Genomic DNA, 16,021 nt, shown 5'->3' on the forward strand with positions numbered 1-16,021 from the left:
GCCCTGGGACTGCTCAGCCCTTGGACGAGGACGAGGACTGGGAGGCCGACGGGTGCGAGGGGGTGGAGGAGTGGGCGGCGGACGGCTTGGCGGCGGGCTGCGACTGGTCCGCCTGGTCCGCGGGGGGCTCGTCCGCGGGGGGCTCGTCCGCGGGCGCCGAGGAGGAGGCCGCGCCGCCCCCGATCGCCTTGCAGCCCGGCTGCTTGGCGATGGCCCGGCCCAGGTCGCCCGTCTGCAGCCGCGCCATGGCGGAGCCCGAGAGCTGGGCCAGCTGCTGGGCCTGGTCCCCCACGCTCTTCAGCCCGTCGGCGAACTTGGCCTGGTCCTCGGTGGGCAGTGCGTCGACCTTCTTCTGCAGCTGCTGGTAGCCGGCCGAGGCCTGGCCCAGCTCCTGTACGGCCTGCCGGTGGAGGTCCGCACCGCCGTCGATCTTGGGCGCTCCGGCCTTGTCCACGGCGGCCGCTATCTGCTGGACGGCCTGACCTCGGACCGACATGTCGGTGGAGAGGCGCTTGCGCAGGACCGCCGGGCTTTCGCCCTGCTCGACCCGGCCGGTGTCCTGCAGTGCGGCGTTGGAGCGGGCGATCGGCCCCTGAGCGGAGTCGCACACCGACTTGGCCCAGGAGTCCAGCTGCGCGGTGTTGTCACTGCTGCACGCGGCAGCGCCGAAGGCGAGCAGTGCGCCCGCAGCGGGCAGTGCCAGCAGCTTGATCTTCACCGGAGTGGTTCCCTTCGGCTAGGCGGTCGTGCGGGGTGCACCGCCAGGGAACCTACACGGCCGAAGGCCGAACCGTGGCCGCCGCGGAGGGTGCGGCTCCGGTTCTGTGAGGTTCAGCGCACTCGGCGCTGCTGGTGCCAGCGCTCGATGAGGGCCGGGATCTCGCGCTGGATGTAGGCGTAGAAGTCACGCATCTCGGCGAGCCGGCGGCCCGCGATGGAGTCCTCACCCACAGCGGTGATGCCCTCCTCGGCGGAGCGCACCATGGCGTCGATCAGCCGGTTGTTGCCGCCGGTCATCACCGCCCAGCCGTCGGCGCGCATCCGGTAGTGCTCCCGGCGGCTCCCCGGGGCCGGCACCCGCTCCACCAGGTTCAGGGTGACCAGCGTCTTCAGCGCGCCGGAGACCGCCCCGGCGCTGGCGGACAGCCGCTCCCCCAGCTCTCCGGCGGTCATGGTCTCCTGCTCCGCGTAGAGCAGGGCGCAGAGCGCCCGGGCCGCCATCCGCTGCATACCGCTCTCGGTCAGCAGCAGCGCCAGATGCTCCGCGGTCGCGGTGGTCTCCGCCATGGGTCCTCCCTCTGCCTGGTGCCTTTGACTGCTGCTGCTCCCTTGCCGAAATCCTAACAGTCCTGAAGCTTCACGAATTACTGAAGATTCAGTATTGTCCCTTGTATGACTCAGGCGATCCGGCTGGAGAAGCTGGCGAAGACCTACGGCCGCCGCCGCGGCCTGGTCGACCTCACCCTCGATGTCGGCCACGGCGAGGTGTTCGGCTATCTGGGACCCAACGGGGCGGGCAAGTCGACCACCATCCGGCTGCTGCTGGACCTCATCCGACCCACCGGCGGCCGGGCCACGGTGCTGGGGCTCGACCCCCGGGTGGACTCCGTGGAACTCCACCGCCGGACCGGCTATCTCGCGGGCGACTTCACGGTCGACGGCCGGCAGACCGTCCGGGAGTGCCTGTCGTTCCTGGCCGCGCTGCGCGGCGGGATCCCGGAGCGCCGGATCACCGCGCTCGCCGACCGGCTGGGCCTGGAGCTCGCCCCCCGGATCCGTTCACTCTCCAAGGGCAACAGGCAGAAGCTGGGCCTGGTTCAGGCCTTTGTGCACCAACCGGAGCTGCTGATCCTGGACGAGCCCACCTCCGGCCTGGACCCGCTGGTCCAGCAGGTCTTCCTGGAGCTCGTCAGGGAGGCCCGCGCGGACGGCCGCACGGTCTTCATGTCCTCGCATGTGATGAGCGAGGTGCAGGCGGTCGCCGACCGGGTGGCGATCATCCGTGAGGGCCGGCTGGTCACCGTGGACACCGTCGCGGCACTGCGCGAGCGGGCCGTGCGGACCGTGGAACTGCACTTCGACGGCACGGTCCCGGCCGAGGAGTTCAGCCGGCTGCCCGGGGTCAGCGACGTCTCCGTGGAGGGCACCCGGCTGCGCTGCCGGATCGCGGGCAGCCCCGACGCCCTGGTCAAGGCCGCCGCGCGGCACACCGTCACCGGGCTGCTCTGCGAGGAGCCCGACCTCGAGGAACTGTTCTTCGAGTACTACCGGAACGGAGCCGGCCATGACCGCGTCACCGCTGCCTGAGGCCCTCCCCACCACCTGGCTGCCCCGCAGCGTCTGGAGCCAGGCGCTGCGGGACGGCCGCCGTACGCTGATCGGCTGGAGCGTCGGGACGGCACTGGTCGGGGCGATGTACTCCAGCTTCTATCCGCAGATCGGCGGCTCCATGGGAGACCTCACCAGGAGCCTCCCCGACGGCCTCAAGCAGGCCTTCAACATGGAGGACCTGGGCTCGGCCGCCGGCTATCTCGGCTCCACCCCGTTCGGGGTGGTCATCCCGCTGCTGGCGCTCTTCCACGGCGCCGCCACCGGCGCCCGGGCCATCGCCGGGGACGAGGAGTCCGGCCGGCTGGACCTGCTGCTCGCCCACCCGGTCGGCCGGGTGCGGCTGGTGCTGCAGCGGTACGCGGCACTGGTCACCGGCTCCGGCACCATCGCCCTCGCCGTGCTGCTGATGATGCTGGCCATCCGGGAGCCCGCCGACCTGGGCACCGTCTCCCCCGCCGAGTTCACCGCGCAGTGCCTCGGCCTGGCGCTGCTGAGCGCCTTCTTCGGCGCGCTGGCGGTGTGCATCGGCTGCTTCGCCGGACGGCGCGGGCTGGTCTTCGGAACCACGGCCGCGGTCGGGGTGGTGTCCTACGCGCTGAACTCCTTCGGGCCGCAGATCGGTCTCGGCTGGACGCGGCACCTCTCGGCCTTCCACTACTACCTGGGCGGGGAGCCGCTGAAGCACGGCTTCCAGTGGGCCGACGACGGGACCATGGCCGCGGCCTGCCTGGTGCTGGTGGGACTGGGCGCCTGGGCCTTCCGGCGGCGCGACATCGGCCTCTGACCCCGCACACCGGGCACCCGCACCGCCGGGCCGCACCCGAGAGGGTGCGGCCCGGCGCGTACCGCCACCGGCGCGGTGCCCGATGGGACCGGGCAGCCCGCCGGTGGGGGCAGGCGGACTCAGTGAACCGCCGCCGGGTCCGCCGACCGGGTGACGGAGCCCTCGTCGCCGTCGTCGTCGCCGACCGCGATACCGCGCCGCTTGGACACGTACACCGCGCCCACCACCACGGCCAGCGCCAGCAGGGCGACCCCCGTCCGCAGCCCGGCGCTGGCGTGCACGCCGAAGCTGAACCTCACCACCGCCGGGGCGATCAGCAGCGACACCAGGTTCATCACCTTGAGCAGCGGGTTGATCGCCGGACCCGCGGTGTCCTTGAAGGGGTCGCCGACGGTGTCACCGATGACCGTCGCCGCATGGGCTTCACTGCCCTTGCCACCGTGGTGGCCGTCCTCGACCAGTTTCTTGGCGTTGTCCCAGGCCCCGCCCGAGTTGGCCAGGAAGACCGCCATCAGGGTGCCGGCACCGATCGCACCGGCCAGGAAGGAACCCAGCGACCCCACACCCAGCGCGAAGCCCACCGCGATCGGCGCCAGCACCGCCAGCAGTCCCGGTGTGGCCAGCTCGCGCAGCGCGTCCTTGGTGCAGATGTCCACCACCCGGCCGTACTCGGGCTTCTCGGTGCCGTCCATGATCCCCGGATGCTCCCTGAACTGCCGGCGCACCTCGAAGACCACCGAGCCGGCCGACCGGGAGACGGCGTTGATGGCCAGGCCCGAGAAGAGGAACACCACCGCCGCGCCCAGCAGCAGACCCACCAGGTTGTTGGGCTGGGCGATGTTCAGCGAGAGGCTGTTGCCGTGGGCCGCCGGGCCCACCTCGTCCACGGCGGTGCCGATGGCGTCCGTGAAGGAGCCGAAGAGCGCGGTGGCCGCCAGGACCGCGGTGGCGATCGCGATGCCCTTGGTGATGGCCTTGGTGGTGTTGCCCACCGCGTCCAGCTCGGTGAGCACCTGGGCTCCGGCCCCGTGCACGTCACCGGACATCTCGGCGATGCCCTGGGCGTTGTCGGAGACCGGACCGAAGGTGTCCATGGCGACGATCACGCCTACGGTGGTGAGCAGACCCGTACCGGCCAGCGCCACCGCGAAGAGCGCCAGCACGATGGAACCGCCCGCCAGCAGATAGGCGCCGTAGACGGCAGCGCCGATGATCACCGCGGAGTAGACCGCCGACTCCAGACCGATCGAGATCCCGGAGAGGACCACGGTGGCCGGGCCGGTGAGCGAGGTCTTGCCGATGTCCCGCACCGGCCGCCGGGTGGTCTCGGTGAAGTAGCCGGTGAGCTGCTGGATCACCGCTGCCAGCACGATGCCGATGGCCACCGCGGCCAGCGAGAAGAGACGCGGATCCCCGCTGTGGCCGCTGATCGCAGCCGGGACGTTGTCCAGTCCGGAGAAGCTGGACGGCAGGAAGGCGTAGACCGCCGCGACCACCAGCAGCACCGAGATGGCCGCGGAGATGAAGAAGCCCCGGTTGATCGCGGACATCCCGCTGCGGTCCCTGGTCCGGGGGGAGACCGCGAAGATGCCGATCACCGCCGTGATCACGCCGATCGCGGGAACGACCAGCGGGAAGGCCAGGCCGTCGTTGCCGAAGGTGGCCGTGCCCAGGATCAGGGCGGCCACCAGGGTCACCGCATAGGACTCGAAGAGGTCGGCGGCCATACCGGCGCAGTCCCCGACGTTGTCGCCCACGTTGTCGGCAATGGTGGCGGCGTTGCGCGGGTCGTCCTCCGGGATGCCCTGCTCCACCTTGCCCACCAGGTCCGCGCCGACATCGGCGGCCTTGGTGAAGATGCCGCCGCCCACCCGCATGAACATCGCCAGCAGGGCGGCACCGAAGCCGAACCCCTCCAGGACCTTGGGCGCGTCGGCACGGTAGATCAGCACCACGACGGCCGCACCGAACAGGCCCAGGCCAACGGTGCACATACCGACCACACCGCCGGTGCGGAAGGCGATCCGCATGGCGCGGTGGGAGACCAGCCGCACATCGGGCGCGGTGCTCGGACCGCCCTCGGTGGGAGTGATCGCGGGCGCGGGCGTGGCGGCACGGGCCGCGGCGGCCACGCGGACGTTGCTGCGCACCGCGAGCCACATGCCGAGATAGCCGGTGGCAGCCGAGAACACCGCTCCCACCAGGAAGAACACCGAACGGCCGATGCGCTGGCCCCAGGTGTCGGCCGGCAGCAGCATCAGCAGGAAGAACACCGCGACGGCGAAGACGCCGAGGGTGCGCAACTGCCGTGCGAGATAGGCGTTGGCCCCCTCCTGGACGGCCGCGGCTATTCGCTTCATGGACTCGGTGCCCTGGTCGTGGACGAGCACCTGGCGGGCCAGGAGCACCGCGACGCCCAGGGCCGCGAGGGCGACGACGGCGACCACGACCACCAGGGTCAGGTTGCCGCCGGTGAGGGCCGCCCGGACGCCCGAGGAGGCGTCGGCGAGTGGCGGGTTGAGGGTCGAGGTCGTTGCGTGCGTGCTTGCCGTATGGATGAGCCCCGCCATCAGTCCTCCTTGACGTCTGGCATGTCGGCGCCGCCGGCCGGGAACGGCCGGAAGGTCGGGGCAGAACCGCAGGAACAGCCGCGACCTGAGCGGTGCGCACATAACTGCTCGGCAGTGCGGGCGTTGCAACAGAGCAGGCCGGACCTCGCGGTACCGGCCGAATGTCGAGGATTGTAAGGACCAACCCTTGATCAAAACAGACCAGCCGCAACAACAACGCTTTCACCGGCAGGTATCGCCACCACTGCGGGCAATTCTCCAATGGCCCGGGACACCCGGCCAACGGGGCGGACAGCGTTCACACGGGCAGCCCAACCCTCCGGCGGCGGCGGGGTGCGCGTGCGGCGCGGCGGGGTGCGGCGGCAGTGGGGCGCGCGCGTCGCGCGGCGGGGTGCCATGGCGCGGCGGGCACGGGGCGGGGACATGGAGTCCGGGCACGGAGTCGGGACCTGGAATCGGGACTTGGAGTCGGGACTTGCAGTCCGGACATGCACCGGGGGCATGCAGTCCGCACCGGGAGCCCGCACACGAAGTCCGGGCCTGGTGCATGACAGGCAGCTGGGACATGCGAGGGGCGCCCCCACTGTGGGGGCGCCCCTCGTCACTCGCTGCTTACTGCCTGCCGGCCGGCCGGCAGGCTCAGGCGGAGACCTCGTGCACCGCCACCGGCCAGCTCATCCGGATCACTCCGCCGGCGGCGTCGCTGCCGACGTCGAGGTCGTCGACCAGGCCGCTGATCACGGCCAGGCCCATCTGGTCCTCAGCGGTGTCGTCGGCGCCGGACGCCGCCTTGGCGGCTGCGTCCGGTTCGGGTCCGACTCCGTCGCCCACCTCGATGAGAAATCGCTTCTCCTGCTCCACCAGGGTCACCCGGACCGGGTCGTCCACCCCGGAGCGGCGGTGCAGGCCCACCGCTCGGGAGCAGGCCTCGCCGACCGCGAGTCTCACCTCGTCCAGCACGGACTCGTCGACCCCGGCGCGGCGGGCCACCGCGGCGGCCACCAGCCGCGCGGTGCGCACATGCTCGGGGAGCGCACTGAATCGGAGTTCGACGGTTGCCATGGCTTCCCCTCGGATCGTTGCGGTGCTGCCGTGAGCCGCGCCCCGGGCTCAATCGGTCGCCGCGACGGCCTCGTCCACGGTGTTGTGGATGGGGAACACCTTGGTGAGACCGGTGATCCGGAAGATCTTCAGAATGCGCTCCTGGTTGCACACCAGGCGGAGCGAGCCCTCGTGCGCACGCACTCGCTTCAGGCCGCCGACGAGGACACCCAGACCGGTCGAGTCCAGGAAGTCCACGCCTTCCATGTCCACGATCAGGTGGTAGTGACCCTCGTTGACCAGCTCGACGAGCTGCTCACGCAGCTTCGGGGCGGTGTACACATCGATCTCGCCGCCCACCTCGACGACCGTGCGGTCGTCGACAGTACGGGTCGACAGGGACAGGTCCACGGAACCTCCAGCACCTTGCCTTGCTTCGTTGCGATCCTCGACCGCCCGGGACGGGCGGCCGCCACCCGCGATGGCATTCAACCACCTGCGACCAGGCAGCACGACGCCTTACGGCGATTCTCCGTCACGCCGGTGACACACTGGGTCCTTATGCCGCCCAGCAGTCGCCCGCCCGGCGCCGTCCTCAACAGGCTGTCCGCCACACGCGGACGGCAAGATCGGCTCACCCATACGGAGCATGTGCCCGCCCGGTCAGGGAGCCATGCGGACTGGCCTGCGGGAATCCGCACAGAGGTGGTCGAGGCCGCGGACGGGCTCGGCATGTCCCGGCCGTGGACCCACCAGGCACAGGCGATGGAACTGGCCCTGGCCGGGCACTCCACGGTGATCTCCACCGGTACGGCCTCGGGCAAGTCCCTCGGTTACCTCGCCCCCGTCCTCTCCGCGCTGCTGGACGGTACCGAGGCTCCCAACGGCCGCGGCGCCACCGCGCTCTACCTGGCGCCCACCAAGGCACTTGCGGCCGACCAGCGCCGCCGTGCGGCCGATCTGGCCCCGCCTCGGGTGCGCGCCGCGCTCTATGACGGCGACACGCCGATGGAGGAGCGCGAATGGGTGAGGCAGTACGCCTCCTACGTCCTCACCAACCCGGACATGCTGCACCGGTCCATCCTGCCCGCCCACACCCGCTGGGCCGCTTTTCTCAAGGCGCTGCGCTATGTGGTGGTGGACGAGTGCCACACCTACCGCGGCGTCTTCGGGTCGCATGTCGCACAGGTGCTGCGACGGCTGCGGCGGATCTGTGCCCGCTACGGAGCCGAACCGGTCTTCCTGCTGGCCTCGGCGACCTCCGCGGAGCCCGGTGCCTCCGCGGCACGGCTGACCGGGCTGCCGGTCGCCGAGGTGACCGAGGACGCCTCGCCCCGCGGTGAGCTGGTCTTCGCCCTGTGGGAGCCGCCCCTCACCGAGCTGGTGGGCGAGCAGGGCGCACCGGTGCGCCGCACCGCCACCGCCGAGGCGGCCGATCTGCTCACCGATCTGGTGGTGGACGCCACCCGGACGGTGGTCTTCGTCCGTTCCCGGCGTGGCGCCGAGGTGGTGGCCCTGCAGGCGCAGGAGCGGCTGGCCGAGGTCGACCGCCGTCTCCCCGGCCGGGTGGCGGCGTACCGGGGCGGCTATCTGGCAGAGGAACGGCGCGGCCTGGAGCGTGATCTGCACTCCGGGCGGCTGCTCGGCGTGGCGTCGACCTCCGCGCTGGAACTGGGCATGGACGTCTCCGGGCTGGACGCGGTGCTTCTGGCCGGCTACCCGGGCACCCGGGCCTCGCTGTGGCAGCAGGCCGGGCGTGCCGGCCGGGCCGGACAGGGCGCGCTGGCCGTGCTGATCGCCCGCGACGACCCGTTGGACACCTATCTGGTCCACCATCCCGAGGCGCTCTTCCAGCGGCCGGTGGAATCCACCGTGCTGGACCCGGACAACCCGCACGTGCTGGCCCCGCACCTCTGCGCGGCGGCGGCGGAGCTGCCGCTGGGCCCGGCGGACCTGGAACTGTTCGGCCCGTCGGCAGAGCCGCTGCTGGCCCAGCTGGAACGGCGCGGACTGCTGCGCCGACGGGCCGGCGGCACCTGGTACTGGACGCGCAGGGAGCGCGCGGCGGACGGGGTGGACATCCGGGGCGGCGGTGGTTCCCCGGTACAGATCGTCGAGGCGGCCACCGGACGGCTGCTGGGCACCGTCGACGCGGGCGCCGCCCACACCGCGGTCCACACCGGCGCGGTCCACCTCCACCAGGGGCGCAGCTATCTGGTGCGGGAGCTGGACCTGGAGAGCTCGGTCGCCCTGGTGGAGGAGGCGGATCCGCCGTACACCACCGTCGCCCGGGACACCACAGCGGTGACCGTGCTGGACACCGACACCACGGTGAAGTGGGGGGACGCGCTGCTGAACTTCGGCTCGGTGGAGGTCGTCAACCAGGTGGTCTCCTTTCTGCGGCGGAAGATCGCCACCGGTGAGGTGCTCGGTGAGACCCGGCTCGATCTGCCGCCCCGTACGCTGCGCACCCGGGCGGTGTGGTGGTCGGTGACCGAGGACCAGCTGATCGACGCCGACATCCCCCCGGACCAGCTGCCCGGGGCCGCGCACGCCGCCGAGCACGCCTCGATCGGGCTGCTGCCGCTCTTCGCCACCTGCGACCGGTGGGACATCGGCGGGGTGTCGGTGCCGCTCCATCCCGACACCGGTCTGCCCACGGTCTTCGTCTACGACGGCCACTCGGGCGGCGCCGGCTTCGCCGAGCGCGGATTCCAGCGGGCCAGGGAGTGGCTGACCGCCACTCGTGAGGCGATCGCTGCGTGCGAGTGCGAGCGGGGTTGCCCGTCGTGCATCCAGTCGCCCAAGTGCGGCAACGGGAACGACCCGCTGGACAAGGCCGCGGCGGTACGCCTGCTGGACGTCCTGCTCTCCGGGGCTCTGTGACGGCCGTCCCGGAACACCGCCCGTCTGCGGATCAGCCGACACGGAGCCGGGCACGGGCGCACCGGGCATCGCGGCCAACGGCACATCTGACGTCACTGAGGCGGGTGGCCCCGGATCGGGCACTCGCTGATCGGGCACCCCCGGATCGGGCACCGCGGGATCCGGCCCGTTCGCGGGATCCGGCCCGTTCGCGGGATCCGGCCCGTTCGCGGGATCCGACCCGTCCGCGAAGAGAGGTCCGGCTCGGGCGCGGGCCCTGGCCGGCGGGAAGAACGCCGGGAGTCCCGGGACGTCCAGCTCGATCCGTACCTCCACGGTGTCGTCGCCTGGAGTGCAGGCCACCAGCCGGGCCCGCTGTGCCGAGGCGATCACCGCTGCGCGCTCACAGGCCTCCGCCGGGTCCAGCAGCAGCGGCCGAGCGGCGGCGAGTGCGGCCAGGTCGGCGGCGGACTCCGCCCGGTGCCGCGCCATCACGGCTGCGCCCAGCCCCAAAACCGCCGCAAAGGCGCAGCACCCCAGCATCGCCAGCGAGAGCAGCCACACAGCGGCGGACCCCGCATCGCCCGCCGGCCGTTCCTCCCCTGCCACAGCCGTATCGCTCCTCACGGGGGACCTCCCGGCCCTGGCAACCGTCCGTCCGGCGGTGGGGAATCGTCGATCCGGACGTCCTCCCGCTCCGCCACCGCAGCGGAGGAGAGCCGTACGGTCAGCAGCCCCCCAAGCCGTCCGGGACCGCCGAACGGGAGGACGACGTCCACCCGTACCGTTCGCGCAGCGCGCTCCAGCCGGATCTCCGCCCCTTCGGGGGCGGCCGCTCTGGCCGCGGCGACCGCCGCCGCGTCACCGTCGCCGCGCGCCGCGGCCCGTGCGCCGACCCTCGCTGCGTCGACACAGCGGATCTGTGCCGCGGCCGCCAACAGACCCCACAGCAGCATCGAACAGAGCAGCACCATCGCCGGGAGAGCGACGGCGGTCTCCGCGGTCGCATAGCCGCCGTCCGGGCCCTCCCTGCCGTTGCGGGAGCTCCGTGGGACGGGCGTACGGACGCGAGCACGCAGGCCGCGCGGTCCGCGCAGCGGGCGCTCAGAAGCCCACATCGAGCGCCCGCTGAACGACCTTGGCGATGGCACCGGAGACCGCGTCGCTGGTCACCACCTTGTACAGGACGGCCGCAAAGCCGCAGGCGGCCACCGTGCCCACCGCGTACTCGGCGGTGGTCATTCCGGCGTCAGCAGCGGCGCGGACGGCCACCAGCCGGTGTCGGAGCAGCAGCGCGAACGCGCGCAGCCGCCGGGTCGTGCGGGTGAGTGCGGTTCCGCAGCTCCAGCGGCGCACCCGGGGGTGCAGCATCGGCAGCACGGGCGCAAGGGGACGGACGGGCAGCGCGAGCGCCATGGTGGATCTCCTCGGAGGTGAAGGTTCGGATCGGAGGGGTGGAACGGGGATGCAGCTCGGAGCGGGGGCGAGTGACGGACCGGGCAGCGGGTGCCTGGGAACGGTTGACCTCAGCGCCGTTCCAGAAAGGCGGAGGCAAGCCCTGTGACCACGGGGACGATCCCGATGAGCACAAAGGCCGGCAGGAAGCAGCCGCCCAGGGGAGCGGTGGCCAGCACACCCGCCTTCCTGGTCCGGGCGGTGGCGGCTCGGGCGGCGGCGGCGCGTTGCTCCTCCGCGAGGCGGGCCAGCGTCGCGGAGGGAGGCGCGCCGCTGGTGCTCGCCCGAGCGAGGCACCGCCCCAGGGGTGCGAGAGCCGCGCAGCCGTCCGCCAGCCGCCCCCAGCAGTCGGCCGGGTCCGCGCCCATCCGCAGTTCCGCCGCCACACTCGCCAGCCGCTCCCGCATCGGCGAGCCGACCGCGCGCGCCACGGCGGCGGCAGCGTCGGAGGGAGGCCCCGACGCCCCCATGCATGCGGCCAGCAGCTCGGCGGTGAGCGGCAGCTGCTCCACCAGGCGCCGGTCCAGTCGGGCCGACCGGATGTCCACCGCGGGCAGCCTGGCCGTGCCCCGGTGCAGCGCCACCCCCAGCAGCAGCCCCACCGTCAGCCCCGGCAGGCCCCCGATCAGCAGGGCGGACCCTGCACCCCCGGCCCAGGGGGCCAGCCGACGCAGTCGGCGGTGGCCTGCGGCCGGTTCGGCGGGCTGTCGCGGCCTCGGCCGCCACGACGGCAGACGGCCGGCGAGGAGGGCCCGGGAGCGGCCCTTCGGGGAGAGGCCCACTGCTGCCGCCCGGCGCCGCAGTACGCGGTGTGATCCAGCGCCGCCCAGCACCGCCCAGAATGCTGCGCAGCCTCCTGCCACCCCGGCTGCGACCGCCGACTGCACCCACATCCGCTACCGCCCTTCCGACATCAAAACCGTCCTGACACAAAGCGCCCGATCGCCCCGCACCCCGCGCCGGACCCGGCACCAGCTCTGTTGCCGGTGCGCCGCCGCCCGCCCCGAGCCTCCGTGCCCGCCGATCCGGTGCGCCACCGACGTCGCGGGTGGAGGAGGCGAGCCGGCGCTTGAAGCCGGTGGGGTTCCGCTCCTGCTCCATCAGCAGCGGGCCGGCTCTTCGTACGGCTCCACCGGAGCCGATGTGATGGGCTGTCACCATCGGGTCGCTCCCTCCGCGCCTCGGACGATTCGGTCGGTCCACACCAGCCCGGCCGTCTCCAGCGCGACGCCGGCCGCCAGGCAGGCCAGCCCGGCGGGGGTGTGCAGCAGCATCTGCAGCGGGTCGGCGCCGAGGGCCGTGCCCAGCAGCAGACCGAAGAGCGGCAGCACCGCGAGCAGCAGTGCGGTGGTCCGGGGTCCGGCGAGTTCGCCGCGTACGGCCTCACGCAGTACGGAGTCGGCGCGCAGCGCGTCCGCGACCCGGTCCAGTGCCGTGGCCAGGGCGGCTCCGCTCTCGGAGGCCACCTGCCAGCACGCGGCCATTGCAGCCGCCCCATCGGCGCCCGGGAGCCGGGACAGCTGTCGCAGAACCTCGGGGACGTCACCGGCGAAGCGCGCGGCGGCTCTCAGCCCCGTCGGATCGATGCCGCCGCCGCGCAGGGCTTCGGCCACCGCCCCCTCGGGGGCCACCGCGGTCTCCAGCGCCCGGCTCGGCAGCACCCCGGTGCGCAGCTCATCGGCGACTGCGGCGCACAGCTCCACCACTGCTTTCTCCCGCCGGGACTCCACCCGGCGCTCCGCGTGGGCCAGCCTCCGTCTGCGCAGCGGGCGGAGGGCCAAGGCGGCGGCCGGCACGGGAACGGGCGACCGCAGCCACCATCCGAGGAGCAGCCCCACGGGGAGCAGTGCGAGCTCCGGCACCATCCATCGAGGCAGCCGAGGGGGGCGGCGGGGCGCGGTGATGTCCTGCTTCCGCCGAGAGCCCCGGCCCACGCCGGTCGCGCCGGGCTGACGGCCTACGACCCGCCTCCCCCGCAGCGCCATGGCACCTCGTGCCCCGGCGGCCAGTGCCCCCAGCAGCACCGCCCAGAGCAGTCCCTGTGAACCGCTCATGCGAGGCCGCCTGGGTCCCGCAGCTCGACTCCTCTGGCCGCACATCGCGCCACCAGGCGGTCCCAGCCGGGCCCGGGCAGGCAGCCGCGCTCGGGGGAGAGCACGGCGGCCGGCGCGGTGACCGCGAAGCCTGCGCCGTCCCGGTCCAGGACCCGCACCTCGGCGACCCGTCGCCGGCCGCTGCCCGGGTCACGGACCAGATGCACCACTGCGTCCAGGGCCGAGCAGAGCTGGCTGTGCAGGGCCGCCCGGTCAAGCCCGGCCATGGAACCCAGCGCCTCCAGCCGCGCCGGCACATCGGCCGCCGTATTGGCGTGCACGGTGCCGCAGCCGCCCTCATGGCCGGTGTTCAGAGCCGTCAGCAGGTCCAGCACCTCGGGCCCGCGCACTTCTCCGACCACCAGCCGATCGGGCCGCATCCGCAGCGCCTGCCGCACCAACTCCCGCAGGTCGATACGGCCGAGTCCCTCCTGGTTGGGCGGCCTGGCCTCCAGGCGGACCACATGCGGATGGGCAGGCCGCAGTTCCGCCGAGTCCTCAGCGAGGACGATCCGTTCAGCGGGGTTCACCAGACCGAGCAGGGCTGCCAGGAGCGTGGTCTTGCCGCTGCCCGTCCCCCCACTGACCAGGAAGGACAGCCGGGCGTCGACCAGGGCGCCCAGCAGCCGGGCGCCACCGCGCGGCAGCGTCCCGGACGCGGTGAGCTCGTCCAGGGTGAACGCACGCGGCCGGGCAACCCGCAGCGAGACATGGGTGCAGCCCACAGCGACGGGCGGCAGTACAGCATGCAGTCTGGTGCCGTCCGGCAGTCGTGCGTCGGTCCACGGCCGTGCGTCGTCCAGCCGCCGCCCTGCCGCCGTGGCCAGCCGCTGGGCCAGCCTGCGGACGGCTGCCGCGTCGGGGAAGCGGATGCCGACCGCCCTGGTCAGTCCCGCTCCCCGGTCGACCCACACCTCGTCGGGAGCGTTCACCAGCACATCGGTGACCTCTTGATCGGCGAGCAGCACATCCAGCGGCCCGGCTCCGATCATCTCTGCCCGCAGGGCATGCACGACTTCCAGGACCTCGCTGCCGCCCAGCGGCGGCCGCTCGGCGCGCAGGGCTGCCGCGACCGAGGCCGTGGTCGGCTCGGCGTCCAGCTCGGCGAGGCGCAGCCGTACGGCGTCGACCAGCGCTGCGGGCCCAAGGCTGTCGCCAGTCCCCGTCCCGGGTGCGACCGAGACCGTGCCGGGGACCGGCCCGGGACCCAGTGTGCGGCGGCCCAGTCCGCGAAAGGGCCGGTCCGTGGTCCGGCGGCTCATACGACGGCACTCCGCCCCGCGGTCGGCGGCGGCACGGCCCGCAGCAGGAAGGCGGAGCAGAAGCGGGCCAGCGGGCCGTGCTCACGCAGGCCGGGCGGACGGCCGCGCTCCACGTCCGCGGTGAGTCCGGGCTCGTCCGGCAGTTCGCCTGCCAGGACCGTCCCCAGCCCGCGGGCGACCTCCTGCCCGTCGAGCCCGGCGCCGCCGGGTGTGCGCAGCACAGTGCGCAGATCGGTCAGCCGCATCCGGACGGTGGCGGCGACCCGCCCCGCCGCCGCCACCGCGCGCAGTTCCGAGGGGACGACCAGCAGCGCGGTGTCGGTCTGTTCGAGGGCCTCCGCCGCCGCGGGGTCGAGATGGCGCGGGAGATCCAGGACGACCAGCCCACCCCGGCGGCGGGCGGCCGCAAGCACGGTGCGCATCGCCTCGGGTGGGATGGTGAGGGTGTCGCTGCGGTCCCAGGACAGGGCCGCCAGGTGGTGCAGACCGGGCAGGGCCCTCTCCAGCTCGGCACCGTTGACCCGGCCCCTGGAGCCCGCCAGATCGGGCCAGCGCAGCCCGGCGGCCTGTTCGGCGCCCAGCAGGACGTCAAGCCCGCCACCGAGCGGATCGCCGTCGATCAGCATGGTGCGGTGGCCCTGCCGGGCGGCGGTCACGGCGAGCGCGCAGGCCAGGGTGGACGCCCCCGCTCCACCGCGGCCGCCCAGCACCGCGACGGTCGTCGCATGGGCTCCGACACCCTCGACCGCGTCGGCGATGCGGTCCAGCAGCCAGGGATCGGCGTCGGGCAGAAAGAGCACATGGTCGGCCCCGACGCGCACCGCGCGCATCCACACCGCGCTGTCGTCGAGGTCCCGCCCGATGAGCAGGACCCCGCCGCGCCGCGGCAGCTCGGTGCACTGTTCGGCGAGGTCGTCTCCCACCAGGATCAGCGGGGCGCCCTCCCACTGGCTGCGGTCGGGAGGTGCGGTGCGCGCCAGGCAGGGGTCGGCCCCGGCCGCTGCGCAGAGTCTGAGCAGCCGCTCGATGAGGTCCGCATCGTCGCTGATGATCAACGGTCCGTTGGGCGGCGGGACCTCGGAGGGTCCCTGTTCCGTCGACGGCTCGGCCATGGTCGTCTCCCCGTGTGGTGGCTCCACGCGGACCGGTCCGGGCCGCGCGGACTCCACGGTGGGCTCAACGGCAGGCAGCCACCATCAGCGGTCCACAGCCTGTGGACAACTCCCGGGTGTGGATAAGTCGGCTCACTCGCGGGAGGGAATCGTCGGCCGTCGCACTGACTCCGGAAACTTCGGGGACGTCTCGTGCGTCGTCAGGAAGCGCACGGGCGACAGCCCGTACGACCGATGCGCGTCGTCGCCGCCCGCCGGCCCTGCAGTCGCCCGCAGGCAGATGTCGACGGCGGACAAGGAGAGCACGTGGCAGGTCGCCGACGAAGCCCAGTGACTCTACGTAATCGACAACTCAGAGTGACCATATCGCCCTGCGGAGCACCTGGACGTCCGCCCGGCCGTCGCGAGGTCCGCCGGAACTCCCCCGTGGCCGGCCGGCCGCATGTGAACGGCGCCGGACATGCGACGACCCCCGCCGGGGGGGAGAGCGGGGGTCGTCGCATGTCCG

Annotated in this window: 13 protein-coding genes and 2 pseudogenes; 3 read left to right on the forward strand and 12 right to left on the reverse strand. The window is 73.1% G+C overall.

The window, feature by feature from the left end:
- Window positions 1-13: 13 nt before the first annotated feature.
- Both AOK09_RS09870 and AOK09_RS09875 read right to left on the reverse strand, forming a co-directional pair.
- A complete protein-coding gene (locus tag AOK09_RS09870) occupies window positions 14-718 on the reverse strand; it encodes a hypothetical protein (protein ID WP_055586757.1) in 705 nt (234 codons plus the stop codon).
- Between the two features lie 113 nt (window positions 719-831).
- Window positions 832-1,287 (reverse strand): GbsR/MarR family transcriptional regulator, encoded by a 456-nt coding sequence (locus AOK09_RS09875; RefSeq protein WP_055586758.1) that lies wholly within the window; start codon window positions 1,285-1,287, stop codon window positions 832-834.
- A 105-nt stretch (window positions 1,288-1,392) separates the two neighbouring features.
- Between AOK09_RS09875 and AOK09_RS09880 the strand changes: the two genes are divergently transcribed.
- Both AOK09_RS09880 and AOK09_RS09885 read left to right on the forward strand, forming a co-directional pair.
- Window positions 1,393-2,307 carry an ABC transporter ATP-binding protein gene (locus tag AOK09_RS09880; RefSeq protein ID WP_055586759.1) on the forward strand — a complete coding sequence of 305 codons (915 nt, stop codon included), beginning with the start codon at window positions 1,393-1,395 and terminating at the stop codon, window positions 2,305-2,307.
- Window positions 2,285-3,115 (forward strand): ABC transporter permease subunit, encoded by an 831-nt coding sequence (locus tag AOK09_RS09885; protein ID WP_063795904.1) that lies wholly within the window; start codon window positions 2,285-2,287, stop codon window positions 3,113-3,115. The genes AOK09_RS09880 and AOK09_RS09885 overlap by 23 nt, the downstream gene beginning before the upstream one ends.
- A 119-nt stretch (window positions 3,116-3,234) precedes the next feature.
- Here AOK09_RS09885 and AOK09_RS09890 read toward each other — a convergent pair whose 3' ends face one another.
- The 3 genes from AOK09_RS09890 to AOK09_RS09900 form a co-directional block, all read right to left on the reverse strand.
- On the reverse strand, window positions 3,235-5,685 hold the full coding sequence (locus tag AOK09_RS09890) for a sodium-translocating pyrophosphatase (protein WP_079062900.1): 2,451 nt from the start codon (window positions 5,683-5,685) through the stop codon (window positions 3,235-3,237).
- A gap of 639 nt (window positions 5,686-6,324) precedes the next feature.
- A complete protein-coding gene (locus AOK09_RS09895; protein WP_055586760.1) occupies window positions 6,325-6,747 on the reverse strand; it encodes an ATP-binding protein in 423 nt (140 codons plus the stop codon).
- 48 nt (window positions 6,748-6,795) lie between these two features.
- Window positions 6,796-7,137, reverse strand: a complete 342-nt coding sequence (locus AOK09_RS09900) for an STAS domain-containing protein (protein WP_055586761.1) — start codon at window positions 7,135-7,137, stop codon at window positions 6,796-6,798.
- Window positions 7,138-7,207: 70 nt separating this feature from the next.
- Between AOK09_RS09900 and AOK09_RS09905 the strand changes: the two are divergent.
- A pseudogene (locus AOK09_RS09905) lies at window positions 7,208-9,612 on the forward strand (DEAD/DEAH box helicase).
- A 246-nt stretch (window positions 9,613-9,858) separates the two neighbouring features.
- On the opposite strand, the pseudogene AOK09_RS43635 reads toward AOK09_RS09905, so the two are convergent.
- The 7 genes and pseudogenes from AOK09_RS43635 to ssd form a co-directional block, all read right to left on the reverse strand.
- A pseudogene (locus AOK09_RS43635) lies at window positions 9,859-10,218 on the reverse strand (Rv3654c family TadE-like protein); the annotation flags it as partial.
- Window positions 10,215-10,709 (reverse strand): TadE family type IV pilus minor pilin, encoded by a 495-nt coding sequence (locus tag AOK09_RS09910; protein ID WP_107101293.1) that lies wholly within the window; start codon window positions 10,707-10,709, stop codon window positions 10,215-10,217. The pseudogene AOK09_RS43635 and the gene AOK09_RS09910, both read right to left, overlap by 4 nt.
- Window positions 10,696-11,007 carry a DUF4244 domain-containing protein gene (locus tag AOK09_RS09915; protein ID WP_407675383.1) on the reverse strand — a complete coding sequence of 104 codons (312 nt, stop codon included), beginning with the start codon at window positions 11,005-11,007 and terminating at the stop codon, window positions 10,696-10,698. The genes AOK09_RS09910 and AOK09_RS09915 overlap by 14 nt, the downstream gene beginning before the upstream one ends.
- A gap of 110 nt (window positions 11,008-11,117) precedes the next feature.
- Window positions 11,118-11,828: a type II secretion system F family protein gene (locus AOK09_RS09920; RefSeq protein ID WP_157875846.1), complete on the reverse strand. Its 711-nt coding sequence runs from the start codon at window positions 11,826-11,828 to the stop codon at window positions 11,118-11,120.
- A gap of 372 nt (window positions 11,829-12,200) precedes the next feature.
- The gene (locus AOK09_RS09925) at window positions 12,201-13,100 is read right to left on the reverse strand and encodes a type II secretion system F family protein (protein WP_063795905.1); all 900 of its coding nucleotides are present in this window, start codon (window positions 13,098-13,100) and stop codon (window positions 12,201-12,203) included.
- Entirely contained in the window at window positions 13,097-14,401 is a 1,305-nt protein-coding gene (locus AOK09_RS09930; RefSeq protein WP_079062903.1) for a TadA family conjugal transfer-associated ATPase, read from the reverse strand. Before AOK09_RS09930 ends, AOK09_RS09925 begins: the two co-directional genes overlap by 4 nt.
- Entirely contained in the window at window positions 14,398-15,513 is a 1,116-nt protein-coding gene (ssd, locus tag AOK09_RS09935) for a septum site-determining protein Ssd (RefSeq protein WP_055586763.1), read from the reverse strand. Before ssd ends, AOK09_RS09930 begins: the two co-directional genes overlap by 4 nt.
- Between the last annotated feature and the right edge of the window lie 508 nt (window positions 15,514-16,021).

Source organism: Peterkaempfera griseoplana, from assembly GCF_001418575.1.
Classification (GTDB): domain Bacteria; phylum Actinomycetota; class Actinomycetes; order Streptomycetales; family Streptomycetaceae; genus Peterkaempfera; species Peterkaempfera griseoplana.

Excerpts from the sequence above, each read along its gene's own strand:
- ssd (WP_055586763.1), bottom strand. The coding sequence starts at position 15,513 with ATGGCCGAGCCGTCGACGGAACAGGGACCCTCCGAGGTCCCGCCGCCC.
- AOK09_RS09930 (WP_079062903.1), bottom strand. The coding sequence starts at position 14,401 with ATGAGCCGCCGGACCACGGACCGGCCCTTTCGCGGACTGGGCCGCCGC.
- AOK09_RS09925 (WP_063795905.1), bottom strand. The coding sequence starts at position 13,100 with ATGAGCGGTTCACAGGGACTGCTCTGGGCGGTGCTGCTGGGGGCACTG.
- AOK09_RS09915 (WP_407675383.1), bottom strand. The coding sequence starts at position 11,007 with ATGGCGCTCGCGCTGCCCGTCCGTCCCCTTGCGCCCGTGCTGCCGATG.
- AOK09_RS09880 (WP_055586759.1), top strand. The coding sequence starts at position 1,393 with ATGACTCAGGCGATCCGGCTGGAGAAGCTGGCGAAGACCTACGGCCGC.
- AOK09_RS09910 (WP_107101293.1), bottom strand. The coding sequence starts at position 10,709 with ATGTGGGCTTCTGAGCGCCCGCTGCGCGGACCGCGCGGCCTGCGTGCT.
- AOK09_RS09895 (WP_055586760.1), bottom strand. The coding sequence starts at position 6,747 with ATGGCAACCGTCGAACTCCGATTCAGTGCGCTCCCCGAGCATGTGCGC.
- AOK09_RS09890 (WP_079062900.1), bottom strand. The coding sequence starts at position 5,685 with ATGGCGGGGCTCATCCATACGGCAAGCACGCACGCAACGACCTCGACC.
- AOK09_RS09875 (WP_055586758.1), bottom strand. The coding sequence starts at position 1,287 with ATGGCGGAGACCACCGCGACCGCGGAGCATCTGGCGCTGCTGCTGACC.
- AOK09_RS09885 (WP_063795904.1), top strand. The coding sequence starts at position 2,285 with ATGACCGCGTCACCGCTGCCTGAGGCCCTCCCCACCACCTGGCTGCCC.